The organism is Fibrobacter sp., from assembly GCF_017545445.1.
GTDB lineage: Bacteria > Fibrobacterota > Fibrobacteria > Fibrobacterales > Fibrobacteraceae > Fibrobacter.
The window spans coordinates 16295-34642 of sequence record NZ_JAFWOM010000113.1; the positions used below are offsets into that span (position 1 = coordinate 16295).

Sequence of the window (18348 nt, forward strand, 5' to 3'; positions counted from 1 at the left end):
CACTTCCTACTTCCTACCGCCTACTTCCTACTTCCCCACTGCACATGCGGACAGCTGTTTTTGATTCAGAAGAGCCGCGTTTTATCCGTTTGAACGAAAAAAATCATTTTCAAAAAATGAAAAAAAACTAAATTTGGCACACTATGAATACTTCTTTGAACGATTTATGGGTTGGAGTCGATGTTGGCTCCACCACTGTGAAAATTGCTGTAGTTGATCCCGAGACCTCTAAGCTTTTACACTATACGTATCAACGCCACAACGCTATGCAGGCCCAAAAGGTCTATGATGTCCTGCGCGAGGCCCATGCCCTTTTCCCGGGCAAGAATTTTAGAGTCGCTTTTTGCGGTAGCGGCGGTCAACCGTTTGCCGAAGCCACCCACGCTTTTTTTGTGCAAGAAGTAGTCGCCAACGCTCTTGCAGTTCGTGCAACTTACCCTGAATCTAGAGTCGCCGTCGAACTCGGCGGTCAAGACGCCAAGGTCGTCTTCTTCGAAAAGGACAAGACCACAGGGAAACTCATCGCCTCTGACATGCGCATGAACGGTGTCTGTGCCGGCGGTACGGGTGCATTTATCGACCAAGTGGCAGAACTCCTCCGCATCAAGACAGAAGTATTCGAAAGTTATGCCAAACGTGGCCAGAAGGTCTATGAAATCTCCGGACGTTGCGGTGTGTTCGCCAAGACGGACATCCAGCCGATGCTCAACAATGGCATCGCCAAGGAAGATATCGCACTTTCGAGTTTCCACGCCATCGCAAAGCAGACCATCGGCGGCCTCGCCCAAGGTATGGAAATCAAGCCGCCCGTGATTTTTGAAGGCGGCCCTTTGACGTTCAACCCGACGCTCGTGAAAGCGTTCAAGGAACGCTTGGGCATCACGGACGAACAGGCTATCGTGCCGGAGCATTCCGAAGTGCTCGTCGCCATGGGTGCAGCCCTCGCTAACGGCTCCATGTTCGCGAACCAGGAATGCATGTACCGCGAAGAAGGTTCGCTCGACGCACTCGTCCACTTTAGCGAAACGCGCCAAGCCGAAAACAAGGCCAAGGCAGCCTCCGACCTTTTCTTCAAGAACGAAGCCGAATACAAGCTGTTCCTCGAAGAACACAAGATGGCGGACAACCATTATCCGCAGCCGCCTTCCGGTTCGACCATCAACGCCTACTTGGGCATTGACGCAGGTTCTACCACAACGAAATTCGTGCTCATCGACGAAAACGAAAAGGTCATCGACGGCTTCTACGCCAGTAACGACGGTGAACCGCTGGCCGTCTTGAAGCGCGCCATGGTGGACCTCGCCGACCGCTACGAAGAATACGGCGTGAAGCTCAACATTTTGGGCGTGGGTACAACCGGCTACGGCGAACAGCTTTTTGCAAAGGCCGTCCACGCAGACTACCACACGGTGGAAACGGTCGCCCACGCGAACGCGGCCCAGCGTCTCTGCCCCGACGTCTCGTTCATCTTGGACATTGGCGGTCAGGACATGAAGGCCATCTCCGTGCAAGACGGCGTCGTCACGGGCATCATCCTCAACGAAGCCTGTTCTTCGGGTTGCGGTTCATTCATCGAAACGTACGCCCGTAGCCTCGGCATCCCGATGGAAAAGATTGCGGAACTCGCATTCAACTCCAAGAGTCCGTCTCAGCTCGGCAGCCGCTGTACCGTGTTCATGAACAGTTCCATCATCACGGAACAGCGCGACGGCAAGCAGCCCGAAGACATCATTGCGGGCATCTGCCGCTCCATCATCAATAACGTTTTCACGAAGGTCATCCGCATCCGCAACCTGAATACGCTCGGCAAGAAGGTCGTGGTGCAGGGCGGTACGTTCAAGAACAACGCTGTTCTCCGAGCCTTCGAACAGTACACGGGCCTCAAGGCCATCCGTCCGGAACGCCCGGGTGAAATGGGCGCTATCGGTATCGCTCTTTTGACCAAGAAGTTCATGGAAGAAAAGCGCGCCCAGGATCCGAATTTGCAGAGCAAGTTTATCGGCCTCGAAGCCATGCGCACCTTCAGCTGGCACAACCAGCCGGGTCAGCTTTGCCAGTACTGCACCAACCACTGCTCTCGCACCATCGTGACCTTTAGCGACGGCCAGAGCTTTGTGACGGGCAACCGTTGCGAACGCGGCGAAGTCACCGCCGACCCGAACGATCCGGCCACCAAGAAGCTCATTGCCGAAATCAACAAGAAGATGCAGTCCGTGCCGGACATGATCAAGCGCACGAACCAGCTCTTGGTGAAGGACTACGCTCCGCAGATTCTCTTGCCGCAAAACGGAAAGACCATCGGCATTCCGCGTGTGCTCGAATTCTGGAACAGCCTCCCCTACTGGAAAGCGTTCTTCACGGCCCTTGGCTACACTGTTGTCGTGAGCCGCCAGAGCGACTACAAGATGTTCGAAGCTGGCCTCCACAGCGTGCCTTCGGATACAGTCTGCTTCCCGGCCAAGCTCGTCCACGGCCACGTGCTGAGCCTCATCGAAAAGAAGGTCGATCGCATCTTCTTCCCGATGATGATTTCGCTCCCGAGCGACCACACCAAGTTTAACGCCACGACGGTCTGCCCGGTCGTACAAGGCTACCCGAACATCTGCCAGAACACGGACGAACCCGAAAAGAATTACGGCATCCCGATGGACCAGCCGATTTTCCACTGGGCAAACACGAAGCTCCGCAGAAGCCAGACCATCGACTGGTTCCATGACAACTGGAACATTGACCGCAAGACTTTGGACAAGGCGGTGACCGAAGGCGAAAAGGCTCTTAATAATTACCGCACCACGCTCCTCGAAGAAGGCCAGAAGATTCTCGACGACGTGAAAGCAAACGACAGCTTTGCCGTGGTGATTGCAGGCCGCCCCTACCATGCCGACTTGCTCATCAACCACAACATTGCAAGCCACTTTACCGCAATGGGCATTCCAGTGCTCACCACCGAATCGCTCCCGGGCGTGTATGACCAGGATGTGCCTAGCCACACCCGCGTAGAAATCAAAAACACGTTCCATTTGCGTATGCTCGGTGCGACGATGATTGCATCGAGAGACCCGAACGTGGAACTCGCCCAGATCGTGAGCTTCGGTTGCGGACACGACTCTGTGTTGACCGACGAAATGATGCGCATGATGCACCGCGATTCCAACAAGGAAATGCTCATGCTCAAGCTCGACGAAGGCGACGCAAGAGGCCCGGTGGGCATCCGCATCAAGAGCTTTATCGAAACCGTGAAGGCCCGCCGTGCAGCAAACCTCCCGGAAAAGCCGATTTCGAACGAACCGCAGTTCCACACGCCGTACGTGGCAAGCGACAAGACAAAGCGTATCATCTTGACGCCGAACCTCTCGCCTGCTTTCGCCATTCTCGCAAGTAGCTACATCCAGGGCAAGGGTTACCTCTCGGATTACCTCCCGGTTGCAGACAAGCGCGCTATTGAACTTGGCAAGAAGTACGTGCACAACGACATCTGCTTCCCCTGCCAGATCAACATTGGCGAATGCCTCAAGTGGCTCGAAGAACACCCGAACGTTCCGCAGACCGAAGTTTCGATGTGCCTTGCCAAGAACTGCGAAAACTGCCGCGCTGTGCAGTACTCCGTGCTCGGCCGTAAGGCTCTTGACGAAGCGGGTTACAAGGACGTTTCCATCATCACGACCGGCATCGACTATAAGGGCATGCATCCGGGATTCCAGCTGGGCCTTGACTTCCGCCTCCATACGCTTTGGGGCCTTGCATTCATGGATGCCATCGAAACAGCGTACCGCGCTCTCCGCCCGTACGAAGTTCACCCCGGCGACACCAAGAAGATTTACAGCAAGTGGATGCCGGAACTGATGAAGACCGCCGCCACGCTCAAAAAGACGGAGCTTGGTTCCGGAAAACGCCTTGTCGAAATGTTGCACCAGTGCATCGAAGAATTCAACAAGGTCGAAATCACGGAAAGCCGCCAGAAGGGCATCCGCAAGCCGCGCGTCGCCGTGCTCGGCGAAATCCTCATGAATTACCATCCGAGCGCCAACGGTCATGTCGAAGATTACCTCATGGACAACGGTATGGAAGTTTACCTCCCTGGCATGATGGACTTCTTCCGCGTCGATGAAGTTGTTCGCGCCGAAAAGATCAAGCGTGGATTCTCGGCGAATCCGATTGCAGACCGCCTCGAAGGCGGCGTCACCGCAAAGCTCTTTGCACATGCCGCAGAAACCGCCAAGAAGGTCATGCAGACGTTCAAGCTCTACGAACACCACGCCGACTGCTTCGAGCTCGTGAACTACATCGACGGCATTATCGACCCGACGTACAACACGGGCGAAGGCTGGCTAATCCCGGCAGAAATCTTGTACAACTCCAAGCACGGCATCAACAGCTTCATCATTGTGCAGCCGTTTGCCTGCCTTGCAAACCACATCAGTGGTCGCGGACTCACGAAGGCCGTGAAGGAACGTTGCCCGCACGTGCAAATTTTGAGTTTGGACTACGATCCGGATACCAGTTTCGCGAACATCGAGAACCGCTTGCAGATGCTTATCATCAACGCCCGCGAACTCGAACGCGCGAATAAGATTCGTTAGTAGACAGTAGGAAGTAGGAAGTAGACAGAATCGTCTTGAACGATGTGAAAAGCTTACGACTTAACACCTACAGCCTAATTCATAAAAGGAGTTGCATCATGAAAAAACTTATCTGTTGCGCAACAACGATTATAGCGTTGAGCATTGTTGGGTGCGGAGATGACAGTGTATCCAATTCACCAAACAACAGTTCTACTATTGGAGAAAGCAGTTCTTCGGCCATCAATTCATCGACGGCACAGACGCTTTCGTCATCAGCAACCGTTTCAAGTTCCTCAGTAGCTAAAGAAATAGTTTTCGAAACAATGACCGATCCGCGTAACGACCAAACTTACAAAACAGTCGTTATCGGCGAGGGAGAATCGGCACAGACTTGGATGGCTGAAAACCTGAACTACGATTACGCAAGTAGCTATTGCTACAGCAACAACAACTTCTATTGCCAAAAATACGGTCGATTGTACCCTTGGGATGTTGCACAGAAAGTTTGCCCTGAAGGATGGCACCTGCCGAGCAAAGAGGAATTCGAACAGCTTTCTGCAAACATGGGAGATTCCTTTACGCCCGGAACACGCATAAGATCTACAACCGAATGGCCAGACATAGACGGCACTGATAATTTTGGTTTCGGAGCCTTGCCTGCTGGCTACAGAGACGCTTCATTCAAATTCAACAATCTCGGAGAAACGGCTCATTTCTGGACATCTTCCGAAAACGATAATGGACAAGGAATTGGCCTAAGCCTAACGGACCACTTCGACAGCGAGGCGACATCAGCCAACGACAAGCATTTTGCATTTTCAGTCCGTTGCCTTAAAAACAAATAATATTTTATCTTGAGCATAAAAAGAAATCCGGGAACATCATCCCGGATTTTTTTTGCAAATAACGTTAATCATTCTTGACGCAACGGATATACGAATGATAGTCAGGATAGGGGCTTCCTGTCGAATGCCAATATCTAGGCTTATCAAGAGTTATATAGGCCTCCGATTTCGATGCAAAGCGGACACGCACTTGCGTTACACCATCATAAGCATAATAATAAGTATCATACGCGAAATCCTCAGAAGCATAGTTGCTTATATTGCTTGCATACCAATACCTGCCGCAAGGCAATGCCGCAAAACCGACAGTATCCGACAAAACCGTGCGCCAACCGGCCATGGACTTCAAGTATTTTCCAGCCTTATCGCTTTCCAAATTCAATTCATCTGCGAGAATATTCTTGAACTCTTCATAAGAAGGAATATGCCAGCCGTCAGGGCACACCCCCTGATGATGTTCCTGAATAAGCCCCTCAACCGTAGCTGTATCATTCATCACTTGCTTAGAAATATTCATCGTAGCGCTCCAGCTGTACATACTGCCGCAAAGATCGCAATAGACCTGTTTCTTTTCGTAGCAAACCCTACCCTTATCAACATTTGACATCAATTTTTCGTCTGCAAGGCTTTGGTCTTTATAACCGCGGAAATCCAGATTCTGGGCCATCCAAGTTTTATCGCCAATCTTTATCGTCTTGTACGTTTTTCCGTCACGCTCGTCAGTCATCGTCCCGTAATTGATATTCGGATTCAAGTAAGCATCCTTCGGAATATCGGTACTCAATTCCATAGCGCTTATCCACTCTTTTTTATCATTGCAGTAATAAATTCTTCTGTTATAGGCGTTTTCTTGTTCAGTCTGCTTCATCGTACCCACTTTACAAGGATTTTCCCACAGATAAGTATCTTTTTCCAAAGTATTAAACTCTCTCCACGCTCCAGCATCGCATTTCATCAAACGCTTGCTAAAACTCGTATCAGCCATTATAAACGATTCATTTTGCCGTTCCTTGGTACATGTTCCACGCCCCGTAATCGAATCCGCAACCATCGTCAGCCTATCACGCATGCCTTTTTTGCAAAACCAAGAAGATTTATTATAAATATTTCCAAAATAAGAATACGGATTTCCAAAGAGATCGTTTATGATATTCATTGCAAGGGTATCATACGCTATCTCAGCCTTTCCGTTTTTGACATAGCTTTCCGCTGCAAAATATTTACCAACTCGCCCTTTATACGAACTAATCGCCGAAGCCCACAAACCACCATCGGTCGAATCCATCAGCATGTTGATTTTTTCCAAATCATAGAATTTGTCTTCAACAAAAAATGCTTTTTGCAATTCAGACTCGGCTTGGTGTTTCGCGTCGGCAAAAGAAAGCCCCTGCTTTTGAACGAGATACTTTATTCTTTTAGCAAGCATGACCATGCCGCTATTTACATAAAGAGAATCGACAGATTTCAAATCGGCAAATGCCGTATCGGTCTGGTAATTACTTTCATAACCTTTGCCCGAAAGGTTCCCCTCAACTCTCATTTCTGCAAGAGAAATATCTTCTGGCAGGCCGCGAACGACAAACGCACCCGTATTTATGTCAACATATCCTTTATAAACAGCTGTGGAATCGACATACTCAAGCTTGTCATTTAAAGCCAGAACTTCAATAACCGGATCACCGCTTCCAAAAGGCATTCCGTAATAAGCACCCTTGATGACCTTGCCGGGAATAAATTCCTCTGAAGAAGATGACATCGAAGACGAAGATTTTACCGATGAAGATGATTTTGCGGAAGATGAAGAATTTTGCGAGGACGAATACTTCGCCGAAGAACTGTTCCCGTTCATGATATTCGAGCTAGAATAAATTCGAGAAGAAGAACTTTTTACCTTCAATTCCAATTCGTTTTCACTAACCCAAAAACCTTGGCTGCACGCATAAGTTTCGCCCTTATCTTCAACAAAACGAAATTCGCCATCATTTAGCTCGGTACATTGCGGCAGATCATCAACAGACGAAACAGACGAAGGTCGAGCAGAAGAAGAATCATCGCCACAAGCGGCAAATAAAGCCAGCAACGGAAGAACTGATATTTTATTCAATTTTTTCATAACACAGAATTTTTCTAATTTTATCAATTGATATTTGTTTAACTTATAAAAATATACAAATTATCGCTAATTAAAAAAACAACTTATCTCTAAAAACAAAAAGGCTTCCTCTTTCGAGGAAGCCCATTCACGAATTGACGTTAATTCGTTAGAGAATTAGCGGACTGCAACACGCTTCGTAGCGAGGACCTTGCGGCCTTCGGAGAGGCGAACAATCACAGCACCCTTGCCCGCAAACTTCGACATATCCAGGCTCATGGAAGCACCGGAGAATGTTTCGGAGAGAAGCACATCACCGCGAACGCTAAAGACCGTCAGGGACTTAACGCCATTGGAGGTCGCAACGACGCTCAGGATGTTGTTCGTAACAGTCATGTTGGCCTTGACTTCAGCAGCAGAGACGATAGCAGTTGTGCCGTTGTTGCGGCCAATAACCGGCTTAACGACCGGTTCAACACCCGTTGCGTCGCACGGAGCTTCGACCCACCACCACGTTTCGGTGGCAACTTCGTTGATCCACTGCGGAACGCCTTCAGCAACACGGGCCGGATTCATGGTATAGCACTTGCCTTCAGCCATGTTCCTCAAGCCTTCGTTGTAGCAGTTCTTGTCATAATTGCCTTCGCCGTTCTTAAACGCGATGCAAGCAGACACCACAATTTCGCTGGAGCTGGATTCGACAGAGCTAGAGGATTCCACGCTGGAGCTGGATTCAACAGAGCTAGAAGATTCCACGCTAGAGCTGGATTCGACAGAGCTAGAAGATTCCACGCTAGAGCTGGATTCAACAGAGCTAGAAGATTCCACACTAGAGCTGGATTCGACAGAGCTAGAAGATTCTTCGCTAGAGCTGGACTCGACAGAGCTAGAAGATTCCTCGCTGGAGCTGGATTCAGCAGAGCTAGAAGATTCCACGCTGGAGCTGGACTCAGCAGAGCTAGAGGATTCCGGTTCGTCACCGCAAGCGGTTTCAACCCACCACCACTTATCAGAAGCCCTGTTGCTGATATACTGCGGAACACCGCTTTCAGCAACGCGAGCCGGATTCATGGTATAGCAAACACCGTCAGCCATTTCATCAAGGCCTTCGTTGTAGCAGTTCTTGTCGTAATCGCCATCGCCGTTCACGAACTTGATGCACTTGGAAACGACAATTTCGCTAGAGCTGGATTCGACGGAGCTAGAAGATTCCACGCTGGAGCTGGATTCGACAGAACTAGAGGATTCCACGCTGGAGCTGGATTCGACAGAGCTGGAAGATTCCACACTGGAGCTGGAAACTTCTGCGAAGCAAGGCGTTTCCACCCACCAAGACTTGTCCGTTACATCGGTGTGACGGCGGATTCTATCCGAGCTTTCACCCCTCTTGCTCTCAACCACAGCATAGCACTTGCCATCGGCCATGTTCGTCAAACCGGACTTATAGCAGTATTGACCAATACGGTGTTGGACACTGCCGAAATCAATGCAGAGTTCAATAGGGGTTTCGCTGGAGCTGGATTCCACAGAGCTAGAGGATTCCACGCTGGAGCTGGATTCAGCGGAGCTAGAAGATTCCACGCTAGAGCTAGATTCGACAGAGCTGGAAGATTCCACGCTGGAGCTGGATTCGACAGAGCTAGAGGATTCCACGCTGGAGCTGGATTCGACAGAGCTGGAAGATTCCACGCTGGAGCTGGATTCGACGGAGCTAGAAGATTCCACGCTAGAGCTAGATTCGACAGAGCTGGAAGATTCCACGCTGGAGCTGGATTCGGCAGAGCTCGAAGATTCTTCGCTAGAGCTGGATACAACAGAGCTGGAGGATTCCGGTTCGTCACCGCAAGCGGTTTCAACCCACCACCACTTATCAGAAGCCCTGTTGCTAATGTATTGCGGAACGCCTTCCTTAGCACGGGCCGGATTCATGGTGTAGCAAACACCGTCAGCCATTTCATCAAGGCCTTCGTTGTAGCAATTCTTGTCGTAATCGCCATCGCCGTTCACGAACTTGATGCACTTGGAAACGACAATTTCGCTAGAGCTGGATTCGACGGAGCTAGAAGATTCCACGCTAGAGCTAGATTCGACAGAGCTGGAAGATTCCACGCTAGAGCTAGAGACCACAGGTTCATCGCTAGAGCTAGAAACCACCGGTTCCGAACTAGAGCTAGATTCAATAGGTTCCACACTGGAGCTAGAAACATCCTCAATACAAGGAGTTTCTTCCCACCACCAAGTCTGGGAGGCCATTTCGTTAATCCACTGCGGAACGCCCTCTTTAACGCGATCCTTATTCATGGTATAGCACTTGCCATTTTCCATGTCGATAAGGCCAGAATTATAACAGTGTTCGTTATAATGCCCCTCCCCATTAACAAACGGAATGCAAGCAGACCCGTCTTGAGCAAGCGCCACCGCTGACGCCATCCCCAAGAACAGTGTTGTTCTTTTTATTGTTTTCATTTATTCACCTTCTTAATTTGTTTTTAAGGTTCAATAAATTTAGCAAACAAATCATACAAAATAAGTGAAAGCATACAAAAAAATTACAACAAGGGTTAAAACCGTCCAAATTTTCAAAATTTCAGCAATTTCACTTGATTTGTATTTTAATTTTTACAATAAAACAAATTAAAAATTCTTTTATACAACACAAGATATCCACAAAAAAACATAAACAAATATTTACAAACAAAACCATTGCAATAAAATAAGGTAAACTTATATAAAAAAACACCCCAGCTAAAGCCGGGGCAACATCAGCGACCGAGTCGTCTTTTCCAACGTCAGTCGCTTTTTGTTAGTCGTTTATTCCAACGTTATTTTCTTGAGAGTTGTAACTCCGGCATTCACGACACGGACAACATAAAGGCCGTTCGGAATACCGCTCAACGAAAACATTACAGTTCGCGTCGCATTCTTGTCGAAGGACTTCACCACGCTACCCGTCATCGAGACCACGTCCACATGGACATTGCCCTTCACGGCTCCCAACTGGAGAGTCCTACCGTCAAGCGTTATCTTCGGGACGCTAACCACGGCAGTATTCAGAGCCTGCGTACCAGAACTAGACTGCGGTGCGACAGCACTCGAAGACGCAACTTCAGAACTTGAGCTTTCCGGAGCAGCCGCACTCGACGATGCCGGAGCCTTGGAAGCCGCCATAAGATTCGGCATGTTCCCCGAAACGAGCAAGCCGCAAAGAATTTTCAAAGACTGTTCGAAATACGGTTCTTCACCCAGCGAAACAGCTTCACTCCAAAATTCATCCAGTTTACCCTGACGGGAGGCATCCGTCACCAAAGAGGTCATCAATGTTGCAACAAAGGTGCTGTTATGAGCGGCCCAGCCCTCGACACTGCCGTTACGGTTGATATTTCCACGAACATCCTTCGCAGCATTGCCACTTACCCATTTACCGAGCTTGTCCAACATCGTTTTCGCTTTTTCTTCGCCGAACCAATAAAAGTCTTGAGCCAAGCGCCAAGGCGTACGGGCAGCATCGTAGCCGTAGTTTCCATCCAAGCCCTTTCCTTTTGCATCGGACCAGTTGTCAAAAAGACCTGTAGAATATTCCGCGGAGTTTGCTTCCAGCAATGTATAGTTCGCATTCATCGCCGTCGTGCTCCAAAATTCGGCATTATCCGCATCAACCTCGGCAAACAGCCTATAATAAGCGGGCGCAATATAGGACGGATTTTTCTTGTCGTTCCAAGCATCCCCCGGTTTATGGAGACCGTTTTCTTCGAATTCGTACTGCTTTACGTTTTTCAAAAGCTTGCGGGCCTCGTCCAAATACTTATCATCGTCGAACTGATATGCCGCCATGATCAAGGCCGCCGCCACATCCATTTCGGCATCCGTTGCCGCATTCGCCTTATTGTCATACGGCTTCAAGCCGCCAAAAGACCAGTTCATCAGTCCGTGTTCATTGACTCCAGCTTTGTAGAACGCCCACAACTTATCAAACTGCGACTGATAGCTCGTCGTGTTGTCGCTGAAATAGACCATCATCAACATGCCGTAGCCAGTCCCTTCAGAGACAAAATTGTTGCCGCCCTTGTCTTTTTCAATCGCGGCGTACGTCGCGTCTTCTTTATACTTGTCCTTCAAATAAAAATCGAAAGCCTTCTTCAGCTGAGAAGCCGCATCGTCCAGTTTCGAAAGAACCACGCCGTTCCCGTCGTAACTGGATTTTTGCGGATACGGGAAGTTCACCTTAGCCTCGGCAAGTCCGAAAGCGACGAGGCCAGCGAGTCCAATTTTCACCAAACGGTTCATACACAACTCCTATGCCCAAGAGGGCCGTTAAATCTATTTAAAAATAAATTTTTAGCAATTAAAATTAAATTTTTTTACTCATACATTTTAAATTTTCGTGTAATCTGTCACACGGGCCATCCATCATCGCCGGTTCAATACTGTAATTTATTATTTGTTTCATTTTTTAACAATCAATAATCTTCGGTTTTATTCCGTCGCGTACGCAATGTTTCAAAATAAAACACGTATTGTCGATAGCCAACTATAGAGGCAGGGCGTTAAATGTTTTACAACGCCATTATACGTCATTCCTGCCTCCGAGCCGGAATCTAGATGGCGGATCAGACGTCATTCCGGGCTTGATCCGGAACCTCCATGACGCGGTCTTGTAATTTATTTAACCGACGGCACTATAAAATAGGCACAAAACAGTGTAATTCTTGTTTTTTGGCACGAAAATTGCTTAGTAAGGGGCGAAACAAAGAAAAGGTCCAATTTGGAACAATTCTAGCAAAGCTGGACCTAGCAATTTAACAAGGGCATTGCCCAAAAGAGGATAAGAATAATGATCAAGCCTTTAGCAGATCGAATCGTTGTCAAGCCGGCAGAAGCCGAACAGAAGACCTCCTCCGGTCTCTTCATTCCGGATAATGCAAAGGAAAAGCCGATGCAAGGTAAGGTCGTGGCCGTGGGTCCGGGCCGCAAGAATGACAAGGGTGAACTCGTCGCTATGGAAGTCAAGGTGGGCGACGTGGTGCTTTACGGCAAGTACAGCGGCACGGAAGTGACCGTCGATGGCGAAAACTACCTCATCGTGAAGGAATCCGACATTTTCGCTACGCTGTAGTGATTAGTAGGAAGTTAGAAGTAGGAAGTAGGAAGTTTTATAATCGCGGCTTCGCCGCCTAATTAACCACTGTCTACTGTCTACTTCCTACCGTCTACTCCATCATAAAAAATTTTAAAAAGGAAAATCAAAAATGGCAAAGCAATTAAAGTTTGATGTGGCAGCTCGCGAATCCCTCATGAAGGGCGTTGACAAGCTCGCCAATGCAGTTAAGGTTACTCTCGGTCCTAAGGGCCGTAACGTCATGATCGCACGCTCCTTCGGTGCTCCGAACGTCACTAAGGACGGCGTTTCTGTCGCTAAGGAAGTCGAACTCGAAGACGCATACGAAAATCTCGGTGCACAGATGGCTAAGGAAGTCGCCAACAAGACTTCTGACGCTGCTGGTGACGGTACCACGACTGCAACGGTCTTGGCTCAGGCAATCACTCGCGAAGGCCTCAAGAACGTCGCTGCTGGTGCAAACCCGATGGACATCAAGCGCGGTATGGACGCTGCTGTCGAAGCTGTGATCAAGGAAGTCGGCAAGATGGCAGTCAAGATCAACGGCAAGGAACACATCGCCCAGGTCGCAACGATTTCTGCTAACAACGACCCGGAAATTGGCGAACTCCTCGCAAACGCCATGGAAAAGGTCGGCAACGATGGCGTCATCACCATCGAAGAATCCAAGACAGCTGAAACCGTCCTCGACGTTGTCGAAGGTATGCAGTTCGACCGTGGCTACCTCTCTCCGTACTTCGTCACGAACACGGACAGCATGGAAGTCGCTCTCGAAAATCCGTTCATCTTGCTGTACGACAAGAAGATTTCCACCATGAAGGATTTGCTCCCGATGCTCGAATACGTTGCAAAGCAGGGCAAGTCTCTCCTCATCATCGCCGAAGACGTCGATGGCGAAGCTCTCGCAACGCTCGTTGTGAACAAGATGCGCGGCACTTTGAAGGTTGCTGCGGTCAAGGCTCCGGGCTTTGGCGACCGTCGCAAGGCTATGCTCGAAGATATCGCAATCCTCACTGGCGGTATGCTCGTTTCCGAAGACACGGGCGCTAAGCTCGAAGATGCTCCGGTTACCGTTCTCGGTAAGGCAAAGTCCATCACCATCACGAAGGACAACACCACGATCGTCGAAGGTGCTGGCGACGCCGCTTCTATCAAGGGCCGTATCGGTCAAATCAAGAAGCAGATCGAATCGACCACGAGCGACTACGACCGCGAAAAGCTCCAGGAACGCTTGGCAAAGCTCGCCGGTGGCGTTGCTGTGATCAAGGTCGGTGCAGCAACCGAAGTCGAAATGAAGGAAAAGAAAGACCGCGTTGACGACGCTATGCACGCAACTCGCGCCGCTGTCGAAGAAGGTATCGTTCCGGGTGGTGGCGTTGCTCTCATCCGCGCTGAAAAGGCTATCGATGCTCTCAAGTTCGACAATGCCGACCAGAAGACTGGTGCTGCAATCATCCGCCGCGCTATCGAAGAACCGCTCCGCCAGATCGTCCAGAACGCTGGCCTCGAAGGTTCCGTGGTCGTGAACAAGGTCAAGGAAGGCAAGGACGGCTTTGGCTACAACGCTAAGACCGACACTTACGAAGACCTCATCAAGGCTGGCGTCATTGACCCGGCTAAGGTGACCCGCACGGCTCTCAAGAACGCCGCTTCCATCGCTTCGATGATTCTCACAACTGACTGCGTGATCACCGAAAAGAAGGAACCGAAGGCTCCGGCAGCTCCGGCTATGGATCCGTCCATGGGCATGGGCGGCATGATGTAATTAAATTTCTCATTCTACTCCTCAATCCCGACTCGAACAAACGAGTCGGGATTTCTGTTTTAGAAACGATCAACTATTTTAACAACTCATAATAAAATCTATTCGTTGGAATCAGACTTGATTTCACTCCATTTAGCGTTATTGCCGATGTTGCGGATGAGGCGGAAACCGCCGGAATAATCATTATAATAATCAGGGCTCGAATAACTGTAGCTAATTTTTTTCCAATCGCTTAAAAGTCCTCCACCTTTTAAACAGGAAGGACAGTCCTCATCATAGCACTTGAATGATTCTTTTTTCTGGCTAAAAGGGATTAAAGTATAAATTAGTTCTACCACAGGTCTTTGCCAATTGTGCTCTTCTAAAAGAACATGTTCTTCTACTAAACCTAACATGTCATATAAACCATATTCATTAGGTTGTAACTGGCCTACAGGTTCCGATTTGACATCATCCTTATATTTGGCAAATCTTGCATATTTTGAAACGTCTTTAATTTTAGCGGAATTATTGCACCAAGGCGTCATGGCATTCTTTTCTCCGCCGCGAGCAAGCATCATCCATTCGTCATAATATGGTAGCCGATAACCATCTGATGTTGAATCAACCATCACAAGAATTGTCGAATCTTCATGATTTGTGAAATCGTATTGAGCTATAACATATTGATGTATCGGTTCCTCGTATCCTGTGAAGTTATAAAAAATTTCAATGTATCGGTATCTCGATTTGACTGTAATGTCTTTACGTTTTTTGTGATAAGACGTAATAATATGTATGTACTTTTCCTTAGTTGCAGTGAAACGATAATAAGGCTTCAGTCCTTCTCGAATGCTGCGCGCATTGGCATACTTCATTGCCATATACAAAGAAATCATATTTGCCGCAGAATCATGGGCGTCGCATTTTCCGTTACGCATGCTAGACTTTTTTCTTTCAGACCATTCCTTTTCAATCTGATGATCCTTTGAATTTAGGGGAATTTCATCCCACATCAACTGTGTAATTTCGCAATTGGTTACAGGATATTCATCTGCCAGATAAGTTCCCGTAACGGATACAATCTTCTTTTCTCGAGGTCGCATTTGACGAAGGTCATTACCGTATAAAGTTTCTTCATTCTTGAAGTTCAAATACTTCATACCGACAGCTAGATTAATTTTATAGGCGTTGTCAGAATCAGGAAACTTCACATTAATTGATTGGACTCCGATAAGCGTCGGTACTTGGATTTTCAGGCACGAATCGTTTAGAATTTCGGTATCAAGTTTAGAATCCCAAATACGAACTTTCGAATCCATGCAAATCTTGAGAGTATCATTCTTTTCAACTTCAAGCCAAGTTTCGGCTTCTAATGAGCTGCGATTCAAAGCGATATATTTTTCCCTATCTGAGCAGGCTGTACAAAATAGTGTGCAAGCCATGCAGAGAAACATACATAAAGCCGACATTTTTATTTTCAAGATATTCATCAAAAACCATTTATCAACTATTTTAAAAGTTCATAATAAAATCTATCCGTACTATCTTTTATACATAAAATAACAGCATCTTCATAATTTCCGGCATCGTCTTCGTTTTTCGTGAACAGCAACGGTTTTCCTTTTGAATTGGTCATCGTCTGATATATATAATAACCTTTCTCCTCGCCATTTCTATAAAGCACAAGATTCACCGGTTTAAAATCGTATGGAGTTTTGTCTTCTTTCCAAAGGTTCAAACGAACTTTCAGCGACTTTTTTCTAGTCTTGGGACTTTTTTTCACATAGACCTTGGCAACTCTCGCAAAATTGCTATTCGCAAAATAGGAACGAATCCAATCGTTTGGGATAGAGTTGATAAGCGGAATCGCAGGATTTTCAGGAGCAACCGTTCCGTTTTCTTGAAGATCCCCATATACAATATTTGAGGAAGTCACAGAAACCAAGCCCGTAAGCAAAACTTTGCCTTTACGTACAACAGCAGAATCAGTTTTCGATTTACGATTGGTTCCCAATTTCAAAGGCCAAGACTCGACAAGAATTTCGCTCTTATCTATTTCCACTTTACCTTTTGGCGATGATCTATCAGAATTTGATTTAACTGTTTTATTTTCGCTCCATTTGGCGTTATTGCCGATGTTGCGAACTAAACGGAAACCGGCGGGTTTTCCACCATTATAATTTGAAGTGTAGAATCCATAGTGAACCCATTTCCAATAAGGCGACGTATCAAAAGAATTTCTTTCATAAGTTTTTTTGACATAATTATCCCCACCCTTTAAACAAGACGGTCGACCTTTAAGAAATCGAAAAGGATTTTTTTCTTCAAATAAAACATGTTCTTCAACAAGACCAAATATGTCGTATAGGCCATATCCATTTGGAAGCAATTGTCCCACGGGTTCTGAAACTTCAAATTCTTGCCATGTGTCAAATCGAGCGTATTTGGAAGCTTCTTCAAATGTAACAGAAGAGTCTCCCCAAGGTGCACTATTTTTTTTATCTCCGCCACGAGCAAATATCATCCATTCATCATAATAAGGAAGCCTATATCCATCAGATGATTTATCTACAGTAACTTGGATTAACCGGTCTTTACTCTTACTTAAATCAAAAAAGCCAATAATATAATGACCTTTTGATAAAATTTTTTGTTCTTCTTGTTCGTCTGTTTTAGAAAATTTATAATATGGTTTTAAACCTTCTCGAATGCTGCGGGCGTTTGCATATTTCATCGCTTGTAGTAAGAAAACTGTACACGCAGCAGTATCTTTGGGCATGCAATTTTTGTTTCGTTCACTTCTCTTTTTCCTTTCCATCCATTGATTTGCATATTTTTGAAGTCTTGAATTTGCAAGAGATGGTTCCATAGAAATCGAATCCCACATTAATTGTGTGATTTCACAATTTGTTACTGGGTACTTATCTACTAAATAAGAACCTGTAACTGATATAAGTCTTTCAGGATCTTCTTCAACTGGATTGCTGCTTATTATCCGTTTTAATACAGAGTCTTTTCCTCTGAATTCGTTATAACCTATGAGAACCTCTTCATTCTTGAAATCCAGATACTTCATCCCGACCGCTAAATTGATTTTGTAGGAACTATCAGTGTCGAAAAATTTCACATTGATTGCGCTGACACCAATAAGCGTTGGAACTCGAACTTTCAAACAGGATTCACCAAGAACTATAGAATCTAGCGTAGTATTCCATACTCGTACTTTGGAGTCGATACAAATTTTTACAATTTCATTCTTCTCGACTTCAAGCCAAGTTTCGACTTTTAAAGAACCTCGATTTAAAGCGATATATTTTTCCCTATCTGAGCAGGCTGTACAAAATAGTGTGCAAGCCATGCAGAGAAACATACATAAAGCCGACATTTTTATTTTCAAAATATTCATCATAGTCAAACCATCCGCTATTCTAGCAAGTCATAATAAAATCTATCCGTAAACTTTTTCACCAGAATTTTTATCCGAGCATGCAACGCAGAAAAAAGCATATAAAGACAACACTACAGTTTTCAAGATATTCATATAAACACCTCCCAAATTGATTTTATAAAAGCAACCTACAAAATCAAATTCAAGAGAAGCGGCGTTCGGAATGAATTAGTGTGTAAAATAAAATTGTGCTTTTTAACTATTCGTTCCAGATGTCGTTCGGGAGTTTTCCGATATCGCGAAAGTCGAGCTTGCCGCTTGTCGCAGAATTCATGCTCACGAGGCGTGCCAAAGGCTTGCCAGCGCGTTCAATGACGATTTCTTCATCCTTGATGGCGACCTGGTTCAAGAGCGTCCCAAAATTCTGACGCATATCCATTGCAGAAACTACTTTCGACACGACGAGTCCTTTTTGTACCAATTTAATTATTATTATAATTAACGTCAAAACGCTTGAAGAAGACGCCCGCCTTCGCGGGCATGACAAAGCAAAAGATGATCCCGGAACGGAGTCCGGGATGACATCAGGGTGGACATG

General features: G+C 46.9%; 10 protein-coding genes. 4 read left to right on the forward strand and 6 right to left on the reverse strand.

The window, feature by feature from the left end; genetic code table 11:
* The first annotated feature begins 143 nt into the window (after positions 1–143).
* Positions 144–4580 (forward strand): acyl-CoA dehydratase activase, encoded by a 4437-nt coding sequence (locus IKG78_RS12615; protein ID WP_290943996.1) that lies wholly within the window; start codon positions 144–146, stop codon positions 4578–4580.
* A 98-nt stretch (positions 4581–4678) separates the two neighbouring features.
* On the forward strand, positions 4679–5407 hold the full coding sequence (locus tag IKG78_RS12620) for a fibrobacter succinogenes major paralogous domain-containing protein (protein ID WP_290943999.1): 729 nt from the start codon (positions 4679–4681) through the stop codon (positions 5405–5407).
* Between the two features lie 64 nt (positions 5408–5471).
* On the opposite strand, the gene IKG78_RS12625 is transcribed toward IKG78_RS12620, so the two are convergent.
* From IKG78_RS12625 to IKG78_RS12635, 3 genes are all read right to left on the reverse strand, one after another.
* Complete coding sequence (locus IKG78_RS12625) at positions 5472–7520, reverse strand: FISUMP domain-containing protein (RefSeq protein WP_290944001.1); 2049 nt, start codon at positions 7518–7520, stop codon at positions 5472–5474.
* Positions 7521–7676: 156 nt separating this feature from the next.
* Positions 7677–9965, reverse strand: a complete 2289-nt coding sequence (locus IKG78_RS12630; protein WP_290944003.1) for a hypothetical protein — start codon at positions 9963–9965, stop codon at positions 7677–7679.
* 345 nt (positions 9966–10310) lie between these two features.
* Complete coding sequence (locus tag IKG78_RS12635) at positions 10311–11783, reverse strand: glycosyl hydrolase family 8 (protein ID WP_290944005.1); 1473 nt, start codon at positions 11781–11783, stop codon at positions 10311–10313.
* 544 nt (positions 11784–12327) lie between these two features.
* Between IKG78_RS12635 and groES the strand changes: the two genes are divergently transcribed.
* Together groES and groL are read left to right on the forward strand one after the other, a co-directional pair.
* Positions 12328–12612 carry a co-chaperone GroES gene (groES, locus tag IKG78_RS12640; protein ID WP_366075397.1) on the forward strand — a complete coding sequence of 95 codons (285 nt, stop codon included), beginning with the start codon at positions 12328–12330 and terminating at the stop codon, positions 12610–12612.
* 133 nt (positions 12613–12745) lie between these two features.
* Positions 12746–14380, forward strand: a complete 1635-nt coding sequence (groL, locus tag IKG78_RS12645) for a chaperonin GroEL (RefSeq protein ID WP_290944009.1) — start codon at positions 12746–12748, stop codon at positions 14378–14380.
* A 98-nt stretch (positions 14381–14478) separates the two neighbouring features.
* Here the strand turns inward: groL and IKG78_RS12650 are convergent, their stop codons facing one another.
* The 3 genes from IKG78_RS12650 to IKG78_RS12660 all read right to left on the reverse strand — a co-directional run.
* Positions 14479–15852 (reverse strand): SUMF1/EgtB/PvdO family nonheme iron enzyme, encoded by a 1374-nt coding sequence (locus IKG78_RS12650; RefSeq protein WP_290944012.1) that lies wholly within the window; start codon positions 15850–15852, stop codon positions 14479–14481.
* Between the two features lie 17 nt (positions 15853–15869).
* Positions 15870–17771 carry an SUMF1/EgtB/PvdO family nonheme iron enzyme gene (locus tag IKG78_RS12655; protein ID WP_290944015.1) on the reverse strand — a complete coding sequence of 634 codons (1902 nt, stop codon included), beginning with the start codon at positions 17769–17771 and terminating at the stop codon, positions 15870–15872.
* 238 nt (positions 17772–18009) lie between these two features.
* On the reverse strand, positions 18010–18348 hold a 339-nt coding region (locus IKG78_RS12660; RefSeq protein ID WP_290944017.1), incomplete at its 5' end, for a type II toxin-antitoxin system Phd/YefM family antitoxin.

Excerpts from the sequence above, each read along its gene's own strand:
- IKG78_RS12625 (WP_290944001.1), bottom strand. The coding sequence starts at position 7,520 with ATGAAAAAATTGAATAAAATATCAGTTCTTCCGTTGCTGGCTTTATTT.
- IKG78_RS12630 (WP_290944003.1), bottom strand. The coding sequence starts at position 9,965 with ATGAAAACAATAAAAAGAACAACACTGTTCTTGGGGATGGCGTCAGCG.
- groL (WP_290944009.1), top strand. The coding sequence starts at position 12,746 with ATGGCAAAGCAATTAAAGTTTGATGTGGCAGCTCGCGAATCCCTCATG.
- IKG78_RS12650 (WP_290944012.1), bottom strand. The coding sequence starts at position 15,852 with ATGAATATCTTGAAAATAAAAATGTCGGCTTTATGTATGTTTCTCTGC.
- IKG78_RS12655 (WP_290944015.1), bottom strand. The coding sequence starts at position 17,771 with ATGATGAATATTTTGAAAATAAAAATGTCGGCTTTATGTATGTTTCTC.
- IKG78_RS12635 (WP_290944005.1), bottom strand. The coding sequence starts at position 11,783 with ATGAACCGTTTGGTGAAAATTGGACTCGCTGGCCTCGTCGCTTTCGGA.
- IKG78_RS12620 (WP_290943999.1), top strand. The coding sequence starts at position 4,679 with ATGAAAAAACTTATCTGTTGCGCAACAACGATTATAGCGTTGAGCATT.
- IKG78_RS12615 (WP_290943996.1), top strand. The coding sequence starts at position 144 with ATGAATACTTCTTTGAACGATTTATGGGTTGGAGTCGATGTTGGCTCC.